The organism is Streptomyces sp. NBC_00019 (assembly GCF_045041015.1).
GTDB lineage: Bacteria > Actinomycetota > Actinomycetes > Streptomycetales > Streptomycetaceae > Streptomyces.
In genome coordinates this window covers 6952429-6971611 of sequence record NZ_CP108302.1, presented here as the reverse complement: position 1 = coordinate 6971611, position 19183 = coordinate 6952429, and the positions used below count along the sequence as shown (strand labels likewise).

Below are 19183 nucleotides of genomic sequence, written 5' to 3'. Positions count from 1 at the left end.
GCGGGCGATCCGTCGCGGGGCCAATCCGATGCCCGACCTGATCCGGATTACGCGGGACAGCACTGATCGCGGCCGACAGGAGGAAGGGCGATGGAGCGCACGTCGAGACAGGCGTCGCGAGCGCCGGAGCACGCGGGGCGGCGCCGCCGTCGTGGGCGCCGGGGTGGCGGGGCTGACCGCCGCGTACGTCCTGGGCCCGGACCGTCACGTCACCCTCTACGAGGCCGACGACCGGCTCGGCGGACACGCACACACGCATGAGCTGACCTCGCCGCACGACGGGAGGATGCACCGCGTCGACTCCGGTTTCATCGTGCACAACCGGCGGACCTACCCGTATCTGCTGCGGCTGTTCGACGAACTCGGCGTCGCCACGCAGGAGTCGGAGATGAGCATGTCGGTGCGGTGCGAGGGGTGCGGGCTCGAGTACGCCGGTGCCCGCGGCCCGGCCGGCCTGCTCGCGCGGCCCCGCAGCCTCCTGCGCGGCCGCTATCTGCGGCTGCTGGCGGAGGTTCCGGCGTTCTACCGGGCGGCCCGCCGGCTGCTCGCCGAAAGCCCCGAGGACCCTCTCACCCTCGGCGAGTTCCTGGACCGGGAGGGCTTCTCCGGCTACTTCCGCGCCCACTTCATGACTCCGGTGGTGTCCGCCGTGTGGTCCTGCGACGCCGCGACCGCGCAGCTCTATCCCGCCGCCTATCTGTTCCGGTTCCTGGCCCACCACGGGATGCTCTCGGTGGGCGGTTCCCCGGTGTGGCGCACGGTGACCGGCGGCTCGCGCGAATACGTCGACCGGGTCGCCAAGCACGTCGACGAGGTCCGCACCGCCACCCCCGTCCGGGCCGTGCGACGGCACGCCGACGGCGTCGACATCACCGCCGAGGACGGCACGACCGAGTCGTACGACGCCGTGGTGATCGCGGTCCACCCGGACTCGGCGCTGCGGCTGCTGGCCGACGCGACCGAGCGTGAGCGGGAGGTGCTGGGCGCGTTCCGGTACTCCCGCAACTCCACGCTCCTGCACACCGACACCGGGCTGCTGCCGCGTGCGCGTGGTGCCCGCGCCTCCTGGAACTACCTGATGCCGTCGTGCACGGCGGGTGCCGACCGGGTGCGGGTCAGCTACGACATGAACCGGCTGCAACGCCTCGACGCCGCCGAGAGGTTCGTGGTCACGCTGGGCGGCGAGGACCGCGTGGATCCCCGGCGGGTGCGCTGGTGAGCACCGTACCGGCCCTGTACCCCTGCACGATCGCCCATGTCCGGACCACGCCCCGGCGGTACGCGCTGCGCCACCGCACGTACATGTGGCTCGTCGACCCCGACCGCCCGCCCTGGCTTCCGCTTCCGCTGCGGCCGTTCGCCCGGTTCGACGCGCGCGACCACTTCACCGGTGACCGGCCCACGATCCGGGCGGGTCTGGACGCCTTCCTGGCCGCGCACGGCGTGGACCTGGACGGCGGGCGGGTGCTGATGCTCACCCACGCGCGCGTGCTCGGGTACGTCTTCAACCCGCTCACCCTGTACTGGTGCCACGGCCCGGCCGGGGAACTGCGCTGCGTGGTCGCGGAGGTGCACAACACCTACGGCGGACGCCACGGCTACCTGCTGCATCCGGACGCGGCCGGCGCCGAGAAGGAGCTCCGGACCGACAAGAAGTTCTATGTCTCGCCGTTCTTCCCCGTCGACGGCCGCTACCGCATGCGCCTGCCACCTCCCGGAGCGCGGCTCGACGTGACCGTGCACCTGGACCGCGAGGGCGGCCGGGCCTTCACCGCGACCGTGCGCGGCACCCGGCGCGCGGTGAGCACGGCGTCGCTGCTCCGGCTGGCGTTGCGGCACCCCTGGTCCACCCTCGCCGTGTCGGCCGCGATCCGCGCCCACGGCATCCGCCTGTACCTGCGGGGACTGCCCGTACAGCCCCGCCCGGAACACCGCACCTCGGAGAAAGCGACATGACGACAGCGAGGCCGGCAGAGCCCCGTACCGCCCCCCACCGGCACATCAGTCCCACCGACACCGGCGACGGCCGCGGCGCCCCCGTCGACGCCGCCCGCTGGCCGGACGTCGCCGTCGTACCGAAGGCGTCGTGGCCCCGGACCGCCGTGACGCGGGCCCTCGTGGGGCATGCCCTGCGCGGGCTGCCCCTGTGGACCCGGTTCGCCGGCTCCGAGCCCGTCGGCCGGGGCGGGCCGCTGCTGGAGGTGAGGGATCCGGAGAGCTTCCACGCACGCGTGGGCACCCACGGACTGGTCGGGTTCGGGGAGTCCTACATGGCGGGCGAGTGGGACGCCCCCGACCTGGTCGCCGTCCTCGGAGAGTCCGTTCGAATCGGGCCGGCTGATGGCCGCGGCCGCCCCGACGGCACCGAACAGCAGAACACCGGCGGCGGCGGTACGGCGAAATCGCAGCGCTGCCATTCCCAGAGCGATGGCGAAAACGGCGAGCACGAAAAGAACACCGAGCTGAAGAACGAGTTTGTCGTCGGTGCCGAAATTCCGGATCGCCCAGTCCTTCACCGCGGCGGGCGTCCGGTCGATCGCCGCGCCGCCGACCACGACGACGGGGCCGGACTGCGGCCGAACCGCCGTCGACACCAGCTCTGCCGTGGCGAGCGCGGCGAAGCCTGCCAGCGCACCGCTGAGCGCGGCCAACGCCGGCCGTGTCCACCCGCGGGTGTTCCGGAATTCCTTCTCGTCATCGGTCACGTGGGGAATCCGGTCCCGATCGGCCGGGGGATTGGTCGGCCCTCGATCGGATGAATAATTCTTTCCGGACCAATCCGCAGCGGCTTCCGCTACGGATAAGGAACATTCACCGGGACGCGAAATCCCGCCACCTCTTTTCCGGCAAGCGGAATCAGAGGCAGCGGGACCGTCATGGTGATCCGATGTGCGGCTTGCGCCGGAAACAGAGCGGTCAGGCGCCGCTCGACGCCCTCGCGGACGGCACGGGCCGGGCCCACGGCTCCGAACCACCGGCCCCGCCGCATCAAGACGGGGCCGGTGGCGCCGGCCGGAAGACTCAGGCCGGCAAGGTCATCAGGGCGAGCGGAGCCGAGGTGGGCTGCTTCGAGCCGCCGTCGGGTTCGACGGTGATGCCCATGCCCGACGCCGAGTCCACGGGACCTCGCATCAGGACGGCCTGGTCGGCGCGGGCGGGGTCCATCAGGCCGGCCGAGCGCATCGCTCCGCCGTCGTCGAACCACAGCTGGTAGACCTTCCCGCCCGGGGGACTCGCCATCCCGGAGACGAGGAAGACGGCCCTGTCCAGGTCACGGGAGACCACGACCGTGCCGGTGGCACCCCCGGCCAGCTCCGCGGCCCGGGTCCGCGCGTCCGGTGCGGCCAGCACGGCGGCGATCTCGTCCGCCCCCTGCTCGGCGCGGTGCGCCCGGCCCAGCGCGTCCTCGGCCCGTTGGTGCTGCCACACCGTCGTACCGCCGAGCGCGGCGGCCGCCAGACAGGCGGCCAGCGTCCACCGCGACAGCAGGCGGGCCCGCAGCAGCTTACGGCCCGAGCCGGACCGGGCCGATCCGCCTGGCCCCTCCTGCCGGACGGTGGTGATCCGCCGCAGCACCTGCTCGCGCAGCGCCGCGGAAGGCGTCACCGAGGCCGCGAGCCCCAGGCGGGCCGCGGTGGCGGCCAGCTCGGCCGTCTCCTGCGCGCACGCCTCGCAGCCCGCGAGGTGCCGCTCGAACACCTCGCGTTCCCCGTCGGGCAGGGCGTGCAGCGCGTAGGCACCCGTCAGCCGGTGCAGGTCGGTGGCCGTCATGCCGTCACTCCCAGGCAGTCGCGCGCCGGATGAGTCCGTCCCGCAACCGGGTCTTGACCGTGCCCAGCGGCAGCGACAGCGCCTCCGCCACCTGCCGGTAGGTCAGTCCGCGGTAATAGGCCAGCGTGACGGCCTGGTGCTGGATCTCGGTCAGCGTGCGCAGACAGCGCCGCACCTGTTCCCGCTCCAGCCGTGCCTCGACCTGCTCGGTCACCTCGTCGTACTCGGGCGTGCGCTCCAGCAGGGCGGCCTTGTGGTCCCGGACGGCCGCGGCCTCCACCGAGCGCACCCGGTCCACCGCCCTGCGGTGCGCCAGCGTGAGGATCCAGTTGATGGCCGTACCCCGGTCACGGCGGTAGCGGGGCGCGGTGCGCCACACCTCCACCAGGACCTCCTGGGCCACCTCCTCCGACTGAGCCTGGTCGCGCAGCACGGCACGGACGACACCCAGGACCGACCCCGCGACGGCGTCGTACACCGAGGCGAACGCCTTGTCGTCGTCCAGGGCCACACAGCCCACGAGCTCCTCCAGGTCCGGCTCGGCAGAGGGATTTCTGGCGATATGTACAGCTTCTTTCACCGAGGGCCTCCGCGGTCGGGACATCTCCGGACGTAATCCGATCCAGCTGAGGCGGCGGATTGGTCCCGATGACTATGAAAACGCAGGTGACGCACGAGGACGCGGACATAACTCCTCCGCCCTTGCGTCACCGAGGGGATTCCGGCCGACGTCCCGTCGTGGATGCAGCCCGCCGTCCCGCGCCGCCCCACCGTCACGGAACCGTCCCGGAACGGAGCGCGACCACCCCGAACCCAACGCTGTGACCTGCATGTTTACGGTCAGGAACGATGGCCGCCACGTGGACGTCTCAGATAGCGTCCGGACATCCGTGCCACACTGCCAGACTCCGTACGACCGAGAGGGAGCCACCGGGAGACATGGACACCAGCACAGCGACCTCTCTCTGGGACGAGCTGATCGGCACCCAGCCCGACCCCGACCTGTGGGTGGTTCTGGCCACCTTGGTCGCGGCGCTCGCCCTAGTGGTCCCGCACGGTCTGTGGCGTGTCTCGCGCAACGCCATCACCATCGCCCACGAGGGCGGCCACGGTCTGATCGCCCTGCTCACCGGTCGCACCCTCACCGGTATACGGCTGCACTCCGACACCAGCGGCCTCACGGTCAGCCGGGGCAAGCCGCACGGCATCGGCATGATCCTCACCGCGGCGGCCGGCTACACCGCTCCCCCGCTGCTGGGCCTGGGCGGCGCGGCCCTCCTCGCCGCCGGCCGCATCACCCTGCTGCTGTGGCTGGCGACACTCCTGCTCATCGCGATGCTGGTGATGATCCGCAACGCGTACGGCGCCCTGACGGTGGTCGTCACCGGCGGCACGTTCGTGGTGGTCTCCTGGCTGGCGGGTCCCCAGGTACAGGCCGCGTTCGCGTACGCGGCGGTCTGGTTCCTCCTGGCGGGCGGCGTCCGTCCCGCTTTCGAGTTGCAGGCGAAGAGGGTGCGAGGAGGCGCGGGGGATTCCGACGCGGACCAGTTGTCGCGTCTGACGCACGTACCCCCAGGACTCTGGTTGTTCCTGTTCCACGCGGTGAGCCTGTGCTCACTGATAGGTGGCGGTCGCTGGCTACTGGCGGTGTGACCAGCCGACCCAGGGGGGCGGGGAACTGCGCGACCAGCCACGATGGCGCAGCACTCGACAGACAACCCCCTACTAAAGTGGACCCCATGGCTTTGAACCCCGCAGACACCGCCCTCTGGCCCGCCCCCCACGCGAGCGGAGCCGTCGACGCAACGGTCCACGTGCCGGGGTCCAAGTCAGTAACCAACCGAGCCCTGGTCCTCGCGGCCCTCGCCAGCGAGCCCGGCTGGCTCCGCCGCCCCCTCCGCTCCCGGGACACCCTCCTCATGGCCGCGGCCCTCCGCGAAATGGGCGTGGGCATCGAGGAAGGCGTGGGCCCCGACGGCACAGGCGAGTCCTGGCGCGTTCTCCCCGCAGGCCTCCGCGGCCCCGCCACGGTGCACGTCGGCAACGCCGGCACCGTCATGCGCTTCCTCCCCCCCGTCGCCGCCCTCGCCGACGGCGAGATCCGCTTCGACGGCGACCCGAGGTCGTACGAGCGTCCCCTGAACGGCGTCATCGACGCCCTGCGCGTCCTCGGCGCCCGCATCGACGACGACGGCCGCGGCGCGCTGCCGCTGACGGTCCACGGCGGCGGCGCCCTGGACGGCGGCCCGGTGGAGATCGACGCGTCCTCGTCGTCGCAGTTCGTGAGCGCGCTGCTGCTGAGCGGCCCCCGCTTCAACCAGGGCGTGGAGGTCCGCCACATCGGCTCCACCCTCCCCTCGCTCCCCCACATCCGTATGACCGTCGACATGCTGCGCGCGGTCGGCGCCCAGGTCGACACCCCGGAGTCGGGCGGCGAGCCCAATGTCTGGCGGGTCACGCCGGGTGCGCTGCTCGGCCGGGACCTGACGATCGAGCCGGATCTCTCCAACGCCCAGCCGTTCCTGGCGGCGGCCCTGGTGACCGGCGGCAAGGTCGTCATCCCCGACTGGCCGAGCCGCACCACCCAGCCCGGTGACAAGCTGCGGGAGATCTTCACCGAGATGGGCGGTTCCTGCGAACTCACCGAGTACGGCCTGGTGTTCACCGGTTCGGGTGCGATCCACGGCATCGACGTGGACCTGGGCGAGGTCGGCGAGCTGACTCCGGGCATCGCGGCGGTGGCGGCGCTGGCCGACTCCCCCTCGACGCTGCGCGGTGTGTCCCATCTGCGCCTGCACGAGACGGACCGCCTGGCCGCGCTCACCAAGGAGATCAACGAGCTCGGCGGTGATGTGACCGAGACGGCCGACGGACTGCACATCCGCCCGCGCCGACTGCACGGCGGGATCTTCCACACGTACGAGGACCACCGGATGGCGACGGCCGGCGCGATCATCGGTCTCGCGGTGGAGGGCGTGCAGATCGAGAACGTGGCGACGACGGCGAAGACCCTGCCGGACTTCCCGGAACTGTGGACCGGGATGCTCGGGGCGTAGGGGCCTAGACATCATGCGTCGCTACGGCAAGCACACCGACGAGGACGACATCCGCAGCCGCCCGAACCGCAAGGGCAACCGGCCGCGTACGAACATCCGGCCCAAGCACGAGGAAGCGGTCGAGGGCATGGTCCTCACCGTCGACCGGGGCCGGCTGACCTGTCTGGTCGACGACACGGTCGTGATGGCCATGAAGGCCCGCGAACTGGGCCGCAAGGCCGCCGTCGTCGGAGACCGGGTGGCCATCGTCGGCGACCTCTCCGGCGAGAAGGACACCCTGGCCCGTATCGTCCGCATCGCGCCGCGCACCTCGGTGCTGCGCCGTACCGCGGACGACGACGACCCCTTCGAGCGCGTGGTCGTCGCCAACGCCGACCAGCTGGCGATCGTCACGGCCCTCGCCGACCCCGAACCCCGCCCGCGCCTCATCGACCGCTGTCTGGTCGCGGCGTTCGACGGTGGTCTGACTCCCCTCCTGGTCCTGACGAAGTCGGACCTCGCCCAGGCCGACAAACTGCTGGAGCTGTACGGCCACTTGGACATCCCGCACGTCGTCACCAGCCGCGAGGAACTGGAGAACGGCAGCGCGGTGAACCGGGTGCGCGAGGAACTCGACGGCAAGATCACGGCGTTCGTCGGCCACTCGGGCGTGGGCAAGACGACGCTGGTGAACGCGCTGGTCCCGGAGGACCAGCGCCGTGTGACGGGTCATGTGAACGCGGTGACCGGTCGCGGCCGCCACACCACCACCTCGGCGCTGGCGCTGCCCCTGGCGGGCGACGCGGGCTGGGTGATCGACACTCCGGGCTTGCGGTCGTTCGGCCTGCACCACGTCGATCCGTCCCGCGTGATCCTCGCGTTCCCCGACCTGGTGCCGGGAACCGAAGGCTGTCCCCGTGCGTGCAGTCATGATGAGCCGGACTGCGCGCTGGACCAGTGGGTAGCCGAGGGGCACGCGGACCCGGCGCGGCTGTACTCGCTCCGCCGTCTGTTGGCGACCAGGGAACGCAAGGAAGGCGACTGACCTCCGCGTTGTTTGTCTCCGTACAGGTTAGGTAAAGGCATAATCGCACCGAGCCGGACATACGGGAGGACAGCACATGGCGTGGCTGCTGGTGGTGGTCGCCGGGTTGTTGGAGACCGGTTTCGCCGTGTCTCTCAAGCTCTCGCACGGTTTCACTCGGCTGTGGCCCACAGTCGCGTTCTGCATCTTCGCCCTCGGCAGCTTCGGCCTGCTGACCCTGTCGCTGAGGAAGCTCGACGTGGGCCCGGCGTACGCGGTGTGGACCGGCATCGGGGCGGCGGGCACCGCGATCTACGGCATGATCTTCCTCGGCGACCTGGTGTCGACACTGAAGCTCGTCTCGATCAGCCTCGTCATCGTGGGCGTGATCGGCCTCCAACTGTCCGGCTCGGCACACTGAGGCCCGCTCGGCCGACCTTGCCGCAGCCCGACTCGCCCTCCGGACCGGGGACTTCACCCCACGCCGAAGCAACGGCCCTCACACCGGCTGTCGGTGCAGTGCGCTGCGCACCAGGTCCGCGACCCCGCCCTCGCCCGGCGGGGCGGCCACGCAGGACAGGGCGATCCGGACGGTCAGTTCGCAGGAGCGGGCGAGGTCGGCGAGGTCCGTCTTGTTCGCGCCGGGTCCGCAGAGCACCGCCACGGCACGGTCGCGGACCAGTGCCACGAAGTCGCCGGGCGACGGCAGCGGGCCGTCGGCCCGGCGCTGTGCCGGTACGGCCGAGGAGGACGGGACCGCGGACAGCGTCGGGGAGGGCAGCCGTTCGCTCCAGCAGCCGGTGAGCATGGCCCGTACGAGCGCGTTGTCCTTGGCGGTGGCCACGGTCCACTCGGCGGTCGCGGTCAGCCGCTCACGGGCGTCGCTGTGGGTGGCGAGCGCGCGCTCGACGCCGGCGAGATATCCGTCGGCTTCCCTTCTCACCAGCGCGCGGGCCAGCCCTTCCTTGCTCCCGAACTCGTTGTAAAGCGTCTGCCGGGACACTCCTGCCGCCGCGGCGACATCCACCATCCGCACGGTGGACCACGGCCGGCGGGCCAGCGCCGTGTATGCGGCGTCCAGCAGGGATTCCCTCGCTGCAGGCATCATCGCCTCCTAGGGGCGAGCGGCTCTGGGCCCAGATTTGACGCGCGTGAGGGCACTGTCAAGGGTTCGCGAGGGCATCGGGGGGCGCCCTTGATCCACCGCACGCCGTCCGCACGGGGCCCGTCCGCACCTTGGTCCCGTGTAGCCCCGTACCGACAACGGCAGATACCGTTCGCCCCATGCCGGACTACCTCGACGACCTCCGCTTCGCCCACGTCCTCGCGGACGCGGCCGACGCAACCACCATGGACCGTTTCAAGGCGCTGGACCTCAAGGTCGAGACGAAGCCGGACATGACCCCGGTGAGCGAAGCGGACAAGGCGGCGGAGGAGATCATCCGCACCCACCTCCAGCGCGCCCGCCCGCGGGACGCGATCCTCGGCGAGGAGTACGGCGTCCAGGGCACCGGCCCCCGCCGCTGGGTGATCGACCCGATCGACGGCACCAAGAACTACGTCCGGGGCGTCCCCGTCTGGGCCACCCTGATCTCCCTGATGGAGGCGGCGGAGGGCGGCTACCAGCCCGTTGTCGGCGTCGTCTCCGCCCCCGCGCTCAACCGCCGCTGGTGGGCCGCGAAGGGCCACGGCGCGTTCTCCGGGCGCAGCCTGACCTCGGCCTCCCGTCTGCATGTCTCCCGCGTCTCGAAGATGTCGGACGCCTCCTTCGCGTACTCCTCCCTGAGCGGCTGGGAGGAGCAGAGCCTCCTCAACGGCTTCCTGGACCTGACCCGCGACGTGTGGCGCACGCGCGCGTACGGCGACTTCTGGCCCTACATGCTCGTCGCCGAGGGCGCGGTCGACCTCTGTGCCGAACCCGAGCTCTCCCTGTGGGACATGGCCGCCAACGCGATCATCGTGACGGAGGCGGGCGGCTCCTTCACCGGCCTCGACGGCCGTCCGGGCCCGCACAGCGGCAACGCGGCCGCCTCCAACGGTCTGCTCCACGACGAGATGCTGGGATACCTCAACCAGCGCTACTGAGCGCGTACGCCCTCAATCGGCCGCACGCGCCCTCTTGTTGACCCTCGCTTTACCTGCGACTCTGAGGGGACCCTCATTTGTGAACTTGTGAATCCTCGAACTATCTCGGGGGTTCGTAGGAGGTGACTCCGCACCCATGCTCGTCCGTGACGCCATGAGCACAGTGGTTCTCACCATCGGCCCCGCACACACCCTCCGCCAAGCCGCCGCCCTGATGTCAGCCCGGCGCGTCGGCGCGGCCGTGATCCTCGACCCCGATGCCGGAGGCATCGGCATCCTCACCGAACGCGACGTCCTCAACGCCGTGGGACTGGGCCAGAGTCCGGACACGGAACGCGTCCACGACCACACCACCACCGACGTCGTCTTCGCGGCACCGTCCTGGACCCTGGAGGAGGCGGCCCGGGCCATGGCCCACGGCGGCTTCCGGCACCTCATCGTCCTGGACCACGGCGAGCCGGTCGGCATCGTCTCGGTCCGCGACATCATCCGCTGCTGGGCACCGGCACGACAGCACGTCCCGGCCTGAGCGCAGTACGGGGGGTGGGCCGGGCGACCCGGCCCACCCCCCGCCACACTGGACATTGTCCAACTCAAGGTACACTCTAAATTCACACCTATTCGGAGCCTGGTCCCCCTTGCTGTTAAGGTGACCCCTATGAGTGACCTTCTGGAACGACTGCGCGGCCGCGGATGGCGGATGACCGCGCAGCGGCGCGTCGTGGCCGAGGTCCTCGACGGCGATCACGTCCACCTGACGGCCGACGAGGTCCACGCACGGGCCGTCGCCAAGCTGCCCGAGATCTCCCGCGCGACCGTCTACAACACGCTGGGCGAACTGGTCTCCCTGGGCGAGGTGCTCGAGGTCGCCACCGACAAGCGCGCCAAGCGGTACGACCCGAACGCGCACCGGCCGCACCACCACCTGGTCTGCGCCCAGTGCGGCGCGATCCGCGACGTCCACCCGAGCGGCGACCCGCTCACCGACCTCCCCGACTCGGAGCGCTTCGGCTTCACGGTCTCGGGCGTCGAGGTGACGTACCGCGGCGTCTGCCCGAACTGCGCGGCGGCATAAGCCTGCTTCCGAAGCCCCGGCCCCTCTTGGGCGCCGGGGCTTTGTGCTGTCTACAGGCTTCCCGGATCTGACGGACCGTCATATGGTCAACGGCACCCACCAGTCCGTTCCGCACTCCGCGAGGAGACCCCGTGGGAGAGCCGTATCCGAAACTCAGCGCACGTGATCTGACCCGAACCTTCGGCCGTGGCCCCGGCGCGGTGGCCGCCCTCGGCCCGCTGGACCTGTCCGTGACCGCCGGTGAGTTCGTCTGTGTCGTCGGCCCCTCGGGCTGCGGCAAGTCCACCCTGCTGCGCATCGCCGCGGGTCTGCTGCGCCCCAGCACGGGCCGCCTGGAGATCCGTACGACCAGCCCTCGCCCGGCCGCCATGATCTTCCAGGACTACGGCATCTACGACTGGAAGACGGTCCGCGCCAACGTCCGCTTCGGCCTCGACATCCAGCGCGTCCCACGCCGTGAGGCCGACGCCCGCGCGGACGCCTGGCTGGCCCGCATGGGCCTGTCCGACTTCGCCACCGCCTACCCCTCGACCCTCTCCGGTGGCATGCGCCAACGCGTGGCGATCGCACGGGCGTTGGCGGTGGAGCCCGAACTCCTCCTGATGGACGAGCCGTTCGCGGCCCTGGACGCCCAACTCCGCATGATCCTCCAGGACGAACTCCTGGAACTCACCCAGACGACCCGCACCACCACCCTCTTCATCACCCACAGCCTGGAGGAGGCGATCGTCCTCGGCGACCGCGTCCTGGTGATGTCCGCCCGCCCCGGCCGCATCATCGCCGAGCACCACCCGCCCTTCCCCCGCCCGCGCACCGGCGGCATCCGCTCCGCGCCGGAGTTCACGGACCTGAAGAGCGAGTTGTGGGACCTGCTGCGCAAGGAGGCGGTGCCGGCATGACGACGACCGCTCCCGCACGGGAGTCCGTCCTGGTCCGTACCCCGGGCCCGCACGAGCTTCATCCCGTACGCACCCACAGGCGCCGACGCGCCCTGGAACTGTCCCTGGCGGCGACCGTCCCCCTGTTCCTGGTCCTCCTGTGGCAACTGGCCGCCGACCGGGCCTGGATCGACTCCCGTGTCTACCCGGCACCGTCCACGATCTTCGCGGACGGCTGGGACCGGGCCGCGGCGGGCGACCTGTGGCCGGACGTGTGGGCAACGACGAAGCGGGTCGTGGCGGGCTACGCGGTGGGCACGGCCGCGGGATACGCGCTGGGCCTGCTGATGGGCTCGCTCTCCCTGGTCAGGGCGGCCCTGGAGCCCCTGCTGGACGCCCTGTACGTGGTACCGAAGCTGGCCCTGCTGCCGATCTTCCTGAACATGTTCGGCCTGGGCGAGGGGCCGCAGGTGGCCCTGGTCGCGGCGACGGTCTTCTTCTTCGTATGGATCTCGACGATGTCCGCGGTCATGTCGATCCCCTCCGGCCACCGCGACGCCGGCCAGGTCTTCGGCGCCTCACCCTGGCAGATGTTCCGCCACGTCCTGCTGCCGGCGTCACTGCCGTCGGTCCTGGTGGGCGCGCGCATAGCGGCGGGCGTGGCCGTGCTGGTGATCGTCGCCTCGGAGCAGATCGCGGCGACGAACGGCCTGGGCCATCTGATCTTCGACTCCCGCGCGTTGTTCCAGAACGACGTGATGTTCGTGGGAATCGTCTGTGTGGCGGCCCTGGGGGTCGTCTTCTCCGAACTGGTGCGGGTGGTGGGCCGGTTGCTCACCCCATGGGCGCCGCGGGACCGTGGACGGGGGCAGTCATGAGGGGACGTACGTACGTGGTGGCGGCGATGACCGCCGTACTGCTGACCTCGGCGGCCTGCTCGTCGCCGTACGAGGAGACCGCACCGCGCGCGGGCGCCGGGAAGCGCACGATCAGCCCCGTGGAGGGCTGTGGCGCCACGTCCTGGACGGACCCGGCCGACCTCTCCCCGAGCCGTCTGCCGGCCCGCTGTCAGCCCGGCGCACCGGCGCCGAGGCCGCTGGCGAAGACGACGAAGCTGACGATCGCGACGGGAACGCTGAGCGCCGAGTACGTGGCACCGCTGCAAGTGGCGCTGGACAAGGGTGAGTTCAAGCGTGAGGGTCTGGACGTCACCCTCAAGGTCCTCCCGACGCCGGACGCGCTGCCCCTGCTCGCCAAGGGCGACCTCGACGCGATCTGGGCGGCTCCGGAGGCGGCCGTGATGAACGGTCTCCGGGGCGGCTTCGACATCAAGTGGGTAGCGGGGAACTTCTCACCGGACCCCGGCTCGAAGAGCGGCCTGTGGGTGCGGCTGAAGGACGGCGAGAGCGCGTCCCACGTGTCCATGGCCGGCCGCAGACTCGGCACGATGATCGGCAAGGGCTCCGTCATCGCGTACCCCATGGAGAAGGCCCTGGAGAAGCACGGCGGCGGCCTGGACGAGATCCAGTACCAGCAGCTGGGGTCCGCGGACGTCCTCACCGCCCTGGAGAACGGCGGCGTCGACTCGGCCTGGCTCCTGGACCCGGTGTGGCGCAAGGTCGACGGACAGCCCGCCTACGCCTTCCTCGGCGGCCAGCCGCAGGGCGAGCCGCTGGGCGGCATGCTGTACGGCCCTTCGCTGCTCCAGCGGGACGTGGACGCGGGAGTGGCCCTGCTCCGGGCGTACATCCGCACGGTGAACTCGTACTTCTCGACGGACTACAAGAACGACGAGGCCTACGTCACCTACCTGGCGAAACTCCTGAAGGCAGACAAGCAGATCCTCCGCTCGACCCCGTCCCTGCGGATGGACTGGGAGATCCGCAAAGGCACCACCGACCGTCTGCAAGCGGCATATACCGCGCAAGGAGTCTCCGAGGGCGACCCACTGCCGGAGTCCAGGACGGTTGACCGCGCCCTGTACGAGGAGGCGGTGGGCCATCGGCCATGAACAAACACCGAGGGCCGGAATCCTTCTGGATTCCGGCCCTCGGCCTTCAGTAGCGGGGACAGGATTTGAACCTGCGACCTCTGGGTTATGAGCCCAGCGAGCTACCGAGCTGCTCCACCCCGCGTCGGTGAAATGAACACTACGTCAACGCAGAGGACGGAAGCAAATCGCTCATCCACGGCCCCACCGTCAGGCCGACAGCTCCTGCCGCAGCGCGTCCCGCAGCCGAGCCGCCCGCTCCGACACCTCCCGCGGTCCCAGCGTCACCGCCCGGTCAGCCCACCGCTGCCCCTCAGCGAGCTCCCCACGACGCGCGTAGACCAGGGCCAACCGCAACGCCGCCCGCCCGTGCCCCGCGTCCGCCGCACGGGTCCACCACACCGCCGCCTCGGGCTCACTCCCCTCCCGGGCCAGCAGCAGCCCGAGATTGAAGGCACCGTTGCGGGAGCCCGCCTCGGCCGCATCCCGGTACCACCGGGCCGCCCCCACGACATCCCCCCGGGAAGCGGCCAGCATCCCGACCCGCACCTGCGCCCGACGGTGCCCCTGAGACGCCGCCCGCTCGTACCACTCCTCGCACTCGCTCTTGGACGAGTGCACCGGCTCCCCCAGCTCATGCGCGGGCGTCGGCGGACGCCGGGCGTCCAGCACGGTCGCCAGCCGATACGCCGCCTCCGAACTGCCACCTCCCGCCGCACACCGCAGATGCCGCTCCGCCGCCGCCTCGTCCCCGTCCCGCAGCCGCGCGATCCCGACCTGGAGCGCCGCCTCGGTGTGCCCGGCGGCCGCGGCCCGCTCGTACCACCGCAGCGCGACGACGGCGCCCTCTTCAGTGCCTCGCCCGGCGAAGAGGATCCCGAGGTTGAACGCCGCGTCCACGCTTCCGGCCTCGGCCGCCTTGGAGAACCACGGCTCGGCCCCGGCGGTGTCCCCGCCCTGCAGCAGCAGGATCGCCAGCGCGTTCGCCGCCTCCCGGTGCCCGGCGTACGCCGCCCGCCGGTACCACTGCTCGGCCTGTGCGGTCCGCGCCTGCTCGGCGCAGAGCAGCCCGAGGTTGTACGCGCCGTTGACATCACCGGCGTCCATCGCGGCCCGGTACCACCGCTCGGCGGTCTGCGTCTCGCCCCGCTCGGCGTGCAGCGCCCCCAGCGCGTTCGCCGCGTTGCCGTCCCCGTCCTGTGCGGCCCGCAGCCACCAGACCGCGGCGCTCTCGACGTCTCCCGCGTCACGCAGCAGGAACCCGAGGGCACAGGCGGCCCGCGCCTCGCCGTCCTTGGCGGAGGTCAGGTACCAGCGCCCGGCCTCCTTGAGCTCACCGCGCCGCTCCAGGATCGCGCCGAGGTGCAGCGCGGCCCGCCGGTGTCCGCGCGCGGCGGCCTGGCGGTACCACTGCTCGGCTGCCGGGGAGACACCGTTGTCGGACCCGTCGTCCCCCTCGGCCGGCACCTCGCGATCAAGAGCGCGCGCGAGCCGGTAGGCCGCCTCACGGTGCCCACGCTCGGCCGCGGCCCGCATCCAGTGCCCGGCCCCGGCGTCCGCGCGGTGCTCCAGCAGATCGGCGAGCGCGTACGCGCCGAGGGCGTGTCCCTGCTCGGCGGACTGGCGCAGCCAGTACTCGGCGGCGGGCTCGTCGCCCTTCTCCCGGTGGTGGCGTCCCAGCGCGTGCGCGGCCGCGGCGGACCCGGCGACGGCGGCGATCCGCCACCATCCGGCGGCCTCGTCGGCGTATCCGCGCTGGTGCAGAAGGACACCCAGGTTGTTGGCGGCAGCCCGGTCACCCGCGGCGGTGGCGGCACGCAGCAGGGGTTCGGCTCCGTCGAGATCACCGCGGCGCAGCAGCATGGCCCCGAGGACGCTCATCGCCTCGACATCGCCGGCTTCCGCGGCGAGCCGCTGCCTTGCTTCCTCGGCGGCCTCACCGGTTTCGTCCCGGTCGGAAGGCTGCACAAGATCGGCAGACTGCACAAAGTCAGCAGACTGCTCAAACCGCCCTGTCTCCAACAGAGTTGCCTTGTCCCCCATAACGTCCATCGTCGCACCACCTGCAACCTGGGTACACCTGGTATACCGCAGCCAGTGAGGTCACTTCAGCGTTTTGTCGACATGCCCACAGAGAGACAAGTCAAACACAGTTCGCCCAACTCCCCGCGGCGGCACGGCCATCCCTCTCTGCGGCACATGCGTTCGCACATCACGAAGGCCCGGATCCTTGATCAGGATCCGGGCCTTCGTTTTCAGTAGCGGGGACAGGATTTGAACCTGCGACCTCTGGGTTATGAGCCCAGCGAGCTACCGAGCTGCTCCACCCCGCGCCGTTGTGTTCAAACCGTACCACGGCGCGGGAGGGGCATTTGACCAGCTCAGGAACTGATCAGCCGCTGGGACTGCTGCTCGGGCTCGGACTGCCGCTCGGACTCGGGCTGCTGCCGCCGGTCTTGTCTTCCTTGGCCTGTGCGTCCTCGGCCCGTTGCAGCGCTTCCTCCAGGTCCTTCTGCGCCAGGCCGTACGCCTCCCAGTCGCCCTTCTTCAGGGCTTCCTGGCCGTCCTCGAAGGCCTTCTGGGCGTCGTTCAACGCCTCTTGGACCGTCGGGTTGTCGGAGGTCGGTGGCGGAGTCGTCGTGCCCCCGTCGTCGTCCTCCGGTGGCGTGGTGGTCTCACCGTCCGCCCCGAACACCTTGTTGAGGGCCTCGTCGAGGGTGTCCTCGAAGGCGGTGTTGCCTCCGTAGGTCACCAACACCTTCCGCAGCAGCGGGTACTTGAGTCCACCACCGCGTACGTAGACCGGCTCCACGTACAGCAGTCCTCCGTCGAGCGGCACCGTCAGCAGGTTTCCGTACTCCACCTTGGAATCACCTCTGTTGAGGAGGCTGATGGTCTCGGCGATGTTCTGTTCGGAGTTGAACTGGCTCTGCACCTGTTTGGGTCCGGGGACGGTGGTGTTCGTCGGCAGTTTCAGAATTCTGATCTTGCCGTAGTCGCTGGTGCCCGCCTCGGCGTCGACCGACATGAACGCGCTGAGCTGATCACGGCCGTTGGGCGTGAACGTCGTCGTGAGCGAGAACGCCTGCGCCTTCTGGTCGGGCATCTTCATGCTCAGGTAGTACGGCGGCACCGCGTCGCCCGACTGGTTGGTCGGGTCGTCCGGCACCTGCCACACCTCGGAGCCGCTGAGGAACGTCGTCGCGTCCTTCACGTGGTACCGGCTGAGCAGCTCGCGCTGGACCTTGAACAGGTCCTGCGGGTAGCGCAGATGGGCCATGAGCGAGTCCGAGATCTCGGTCTTCGCCTTCACCGTGCCCGGGAACGCCTTCATCCAGGTCTTCAGGACCGGGTCCTTGGTGTCCCACTGGTACAGCTTCACCTGGCCGGTGTAAGCGTCGACGGTCGCCTTCACCGAGTTGCGGATGTAGTTGACCTGGTTCTGCTGGGCCACCACCGCGCGCGAGTTGTTCGTCGCGGTCAGCGAGTCGGCCGTGGTGTCACCGAGGGTCGTACGCGACGAGTACGGGTAGCCGTTCGTCGTCGTGTACGCGTCGACGATCCACTGGATCTTCCCGTCCACGACCGCCGGGTAGGCGTCGCCGTCGATGGTCAGCCACGGGGCGACCGCCTCGACGCGCTCCTTGGGCGTGCGGTTGTACAGAATCCGCGAACCCTCGCCGATCGCGCCGGAGTAGAGGATCTGCGGCTCGTTGAACGCCACCGCGTAAGCGGCCCGGTTGATCGGGTTGGAGAGGTTGACCCCGCTCTTGCCGGTGTAGCTGAAGGTCTTCTCGCCGTTGTCGTCGGAGTAGTCGATCTCCTTCTGGGGACCGCCGACGATCGAGTACTCGGTGGTCTTCTCACCGTAGTAGACACGTTGCTGGTACGTCCCGAGGTCACCCTGCGAGGGCAGGTCGGACTCGGTGAAGACCGGGCGGCCCTCGGAGTCGGCGGCGGTGCCCTTGGCGGCGACCACGCCGTAGCCGTGGGTGTAGCGGAAGTGGTCGTTGATCCAGTTGTTCTTCGGAATGCCGGCCAGGTTCAGCTCGCGCAGACCGATGACCGTGTCCTGGTCCTTGCCGTCCTTGGTGTAGCGGTCGACGTCCAGGTTGGTCGGGAACGCGTAGTAGTTACGCATCTGCTGGAGCTGCTGGAACGTCGGCGAGGCGATGTTCGGGTCCATCACCCGGATGCTGGCCGTGCCGTCGACGTCGTCGCGCAGCTTGGTCTTGTCCGTGGTGGTGGACGTGCCCGAGTACTCATTGACGTTGGCGTCGTCGATGCCGTACGCCTCACGCGTCGCCTTGAGGTTCTTGGTGACGTACGGCGCTTCCTTGGCCTGCTCGTTCGGCTGGACCTGGAACTTCTGGACGATCGCCGGGTAGAGGCCGCCGATGAGGATCGCCGACAGCACCATCAGACCGAAGCCGATGACGGGCAGCTGCCAGGTGCGCCGCCACAGGGTGGCGAAGAACAGCAGGGCGCAGATGACGGCGATGCAGAACAGGATCGTCTTGGCCGGCAGATAGGCGTTCGCGTCGACGTACCTCAGGCCGGTCCAGTTGTCGGTCGCCTTGAAGTCGCTGGACTTCACCGCGAGGCCGTACCGGTCGAGCCAGTAGGCCACCGCCTTCAGGGCGACGAAGACGCCCATCAGCACCGACAGATGGCCCGTGGCGGCGGCCGTGGCGCGCGCTCCCGGGCTGGTGATCCTGAGCCCGCCGTACAGGTAGTGCGTCAGTGCGGCGGCGATCACGGACAGGATCGCAGCTGCGAAGCCGAAGCCGAGCAGGAACCGGTACCAGGGCAGGTCGAAGGTGAAGAAGGAGATGTCGAGCTTGAACTGCGGGTCCTTCTCACCGAAGGACACGCCGTTGACCCACATCAGCCAGGTCCGCCACTGGCTCGACGCCGAGGCGCCGGCGATGAGGCCGACCAGCGCGGTGATCCCCAGCAGCAGCCACTTCTTGTAGGGCGCGATGCCCATGCGGTAGCGGTCGAGGTTCTGCTGCTCCATCGACATGGCACTCAGCGGTGGCCGCAGCCGGTGCGCCAGCCAGATGTTGAAGCCGACCGCCAGGGCCATCAGCAGGCCGAAGACGAAGAACAGCCCGATCTTCGTCGACAGGGTCGTCGTGAACACGGACGAGTAGTTCACCGACCGGTACCAGAGCCAGTCCGTCCAGAACCCGGCGAACATGGTGAACGCCATGCCGAGCACGGCAAGGACGCCCAGTGTCATGAGCAGGGTCCGGACACGCCGGGACGGGCGGCCCACTCTGATCCGTGGCCCCGTCGGGCCTCCGCCGCGGTCCGGCATCT

16 protein-coding genes, 2 tRNA genes and 3 pseudogenes are annotated in these 19183 nt (G+C 70.3%); 13 read left to right on the top strand and 8 right to left on the bottom strand.

What is annotated here, in order from left to right; translation table 11 throughout:
• Positions 1-151: 151 nt before the first annotated feature.
• From OHU89_RS33050 to OHU89_RS33040, 3 genes and pseudogenes are all read left to right on the top strand, one after another.
• Entirely contained in the window at positions 152-1219 is a 1068-nt protein-coding gene (locus OHU89_RS33050) for an NAD(P)/FAD-dependent oxidoreductase (RefSeq protein ID WP_405648361.1), read from the top strand.
• Complete coding sequence (locus tag OHU89_RS33045; RefSeq protein ID WP_405648359.1) at positions 1216-1956, top strand: DUF1365 domain-containing protein; 741 nt, start codon at positions 1216-1218, stop codon at positions 1954-1956. The genes OHU89_RS33050 and OHU89_RS33045 overlap by 4 nt, the downstream gene beginning before the upstream one ends.
• Positions 1953-2312, top strand: a pseudogene (locus tag OHU89_RS33040) (SAM-dependent methyltransferase); the annotation flags it as partial. The gene OHU89_RS33045 and the pseudogene OHU89_RS33040, both read left to right, overlap by 4 nt.
• Here the strand turns inward: OHU89_RS33040 and OHU89_RS33035 are convergent.
• From OHU89_RS33035 to OHU89_RS33025, 3 genes and pseudogenes are all read right to left on the bottom strand, one after another.
• Positions 2310-2705 (bottom strand): annotated as a pseudogene (locus tag OHU89_RS33035) (molybdopterin-binding oxidoreductase); the annotation flags it as partial. The pseudogenes OHU89_RS33040 and OHU89_RS33035 overlap by 3 nt on opposite strands.
• Positions 2706-3021: 316 nt before the next feature.
• Complete coding sequence (locus OHU89_RS33030; RefSeq protein WP_405648357.1) at positions 3022-3771, bottom strand: anti-sigma factor domain-containing protein; 750 nt, start codon at positions 3769-3771, stop codon at positions 3022-3024.
• Positions 3768-4351: pseudogene (locus OHU89_RS33025) on the bottom strand (sigma-70 family RNA polymerase sigma factor). Before OHU89_RS33025 ends, OHU89_RS33030 begins: the two are co-directional and overlap by 4 nt.
• Before the next feature lie 359 nt (positions 4352-4710).
• Here OHU89_RS33025 and OHU89_RS33020 point away from each other — a divergent pair.
• The 4 genes from OHU89_RS33020 (at position 4711) to OHU89_RS33005 (ending at position 8251) form a co-directional block, all read left to right on the top strand.
• Positions 4711-5424: a M50 family metallopeptidase gene (locus OHU89_RS33020; protein WP_405648355.1), complete on the top strand. Its 714-nt coding sequence runs from the start codon at positions 4711-4713 to the stop codon at positions 5422-5424.
• Positions 5425-5510: 86 nt separating this feature from the next.
• On the top strand, positions 5511-6827 hold the full coding sequence (aroA, locus tag OHU89_RS33015; RefSeq protein ID WP_405648353.1) for a 3-phosphoshikimate 1-carboxyvinyltransferase: 1317 nt from the start codon (positions 5511-5513) through the stop codon (positions 6825-6827).
• A 13-nt stretch (positions 6828-6840) separates the two neighbouring features.
• A complete protein-coding gene (gene rsgA, locus OHU89_RS33010; protein ID WP_405648351.1) occupies positions 6841-7851 on the top strand; it encodes a ribosome small subunit-dependent GTPase A in 1011 nt (336 codons plus the stop codon).
• Positions 7852-7927: 76 nt separating this feature from the next.
• A complete protein-coding gene (locus tag OHU89_RS33005; protein WP_405648349.1) occupies positions 7928-8251 on the top strand; it encodes a DMT family transporter in 324 nt (107 codons plus the stop codon).
• A gap of 78 nt (positions 8252-8329) precedes the next feature.
• On the opposite strand, the gene OHU89_RS33000 is transcribed toward OHU89_RS33005, so the two are convergent.
• Positions 8330-8938, bottom strand: coding sequence for a TetR/AcrR family transcriptional regulator (locus OHU89_RS33000; protein WP_405648347.1), 609 nt, complete (start codon positions 8936-8938; stop codon positions 8330-8332).
• Between the two features lie 176 nt (positions 8939-9114).
• Here OHU89_RS33000 and hisN point away from each other — a divergent pair, with 176 nt between their 5' ends.
• From hisN to OHU89_RS32970, 6 genes are all read left to right on the top strand, one after another.
• Entirely contained in the window at positions 9115-9915 is an 801-nt protein-coding gene (gene hisN / locus OHU89_RS32995) for a histidinol-phosphatase (protein ID WP_046260465.1), read from the top strand.
• Positions 9916-10051: 136 nt separating this feature from the next.
• Positions 10052-10444 (top strand): cyclic nucleotide-binding/CBS domain-containing protein, encoded by a 393-nt coding sequence (locus tag OHU89_RS32990; RefSeq protein WP_046260466.1) that lies wholly within the window; start codon positions 10052-10054, stop codon positions 10442-10444.
• Between the two features lie 129 nt (positions 10445-10573).
• Positions 10574-10990: a Fur family transcriptional regulator gene (locus tag OHU89_RS32985; RefSeq protein WP_266822234.1), complete on the top strand. Its 417-nt coding sequence runs from the start codon at positions 10574-10576 to the stop codon at positions 10988-10990.
• Positions 10991-11121: 131 nt separating this feature from the next.
• Complete coding sequence (locus OHU89_RS32980; RefSeq protein WP_405648344.1) at positions 11122-11889, top strand: ABC transporter ATP-binding protein; 768 nt, start codon at positions 11122-11124, stop codon at positions 11887-11889.
• Positions 11886-12746: an ABC transporter permease gene (locus OHU89_RS32975; RefSeq protein WP_405648342.1), complete on the top strand. Its 861-nt coding sequence runs from the start codon at positions 11886-11888 to the stop codon at positions 12744-12746. Before OHU89_RS32980 ends, OHU89_RS32975 begins: the two co-directional genes overlap by 4 nt.
• Positions 12743-13879 carry an ABC transporter substrate-binding protein gene (locus tag OHU89_RS32970; protein ID WP_405648340.1) on the top strand — a complete coding sequence of 379 codons (1137 nt, stop codon included), beginning with the start codon at positions 12743-12745 and terminating at the stop codon, positions 13877-13879. Before OHU89_RS32975 ends, OHU89_RS32970 begins: the two co-directional genes overlap by 4 nt.
• A 50-nt stretch (positions 13880-13929) precedes the next feature.
• Here OHU89_RS32970 and OHU89_RS32965 read toward each other — a convergent pair.
• The 4 genes from OHU89_RS32965 to OHU89_RS32950 form a co-directional block, all read right to left on the bottom strand.
• A tRNA-Met gene (locus tag OHU89_RS32965) sits at positions 13930-14003 on the bottom strand.
• Between the two features lie 65 nt (positions 14004-14068).
• A complete protein-coding gene (locus OHU89_RS32960; protein WP_405648338.1) occupies positions 14069-15910 on the bottom strand; it encodes a tetratricopeptide repeat protein in 1842 nt (613 codons plus the stop codon).
• A 207-nt stretch (positions 15911-16117) separates the two neighbouring features.
• Positions 16118-16191, bottom strand: a tRNA-Met gene (locus tag OHU89_RS32955).
• 59 nt (positions 16192-16250) lie between these two features.
• The gene (locus OHU89_RS32950) at positions 16251-19181 is read right to left on the bottom strand and encodes a UPF0182 family protein (protein WP_405654759.1); all 2931 of its coding nucleotides are present in this window, start codon (positions 19179-19181) and stop codon (positions 16251-16253) included.
• Between the last annotated feature and the right edge of the window lie 2 nt (positions 19182-19183).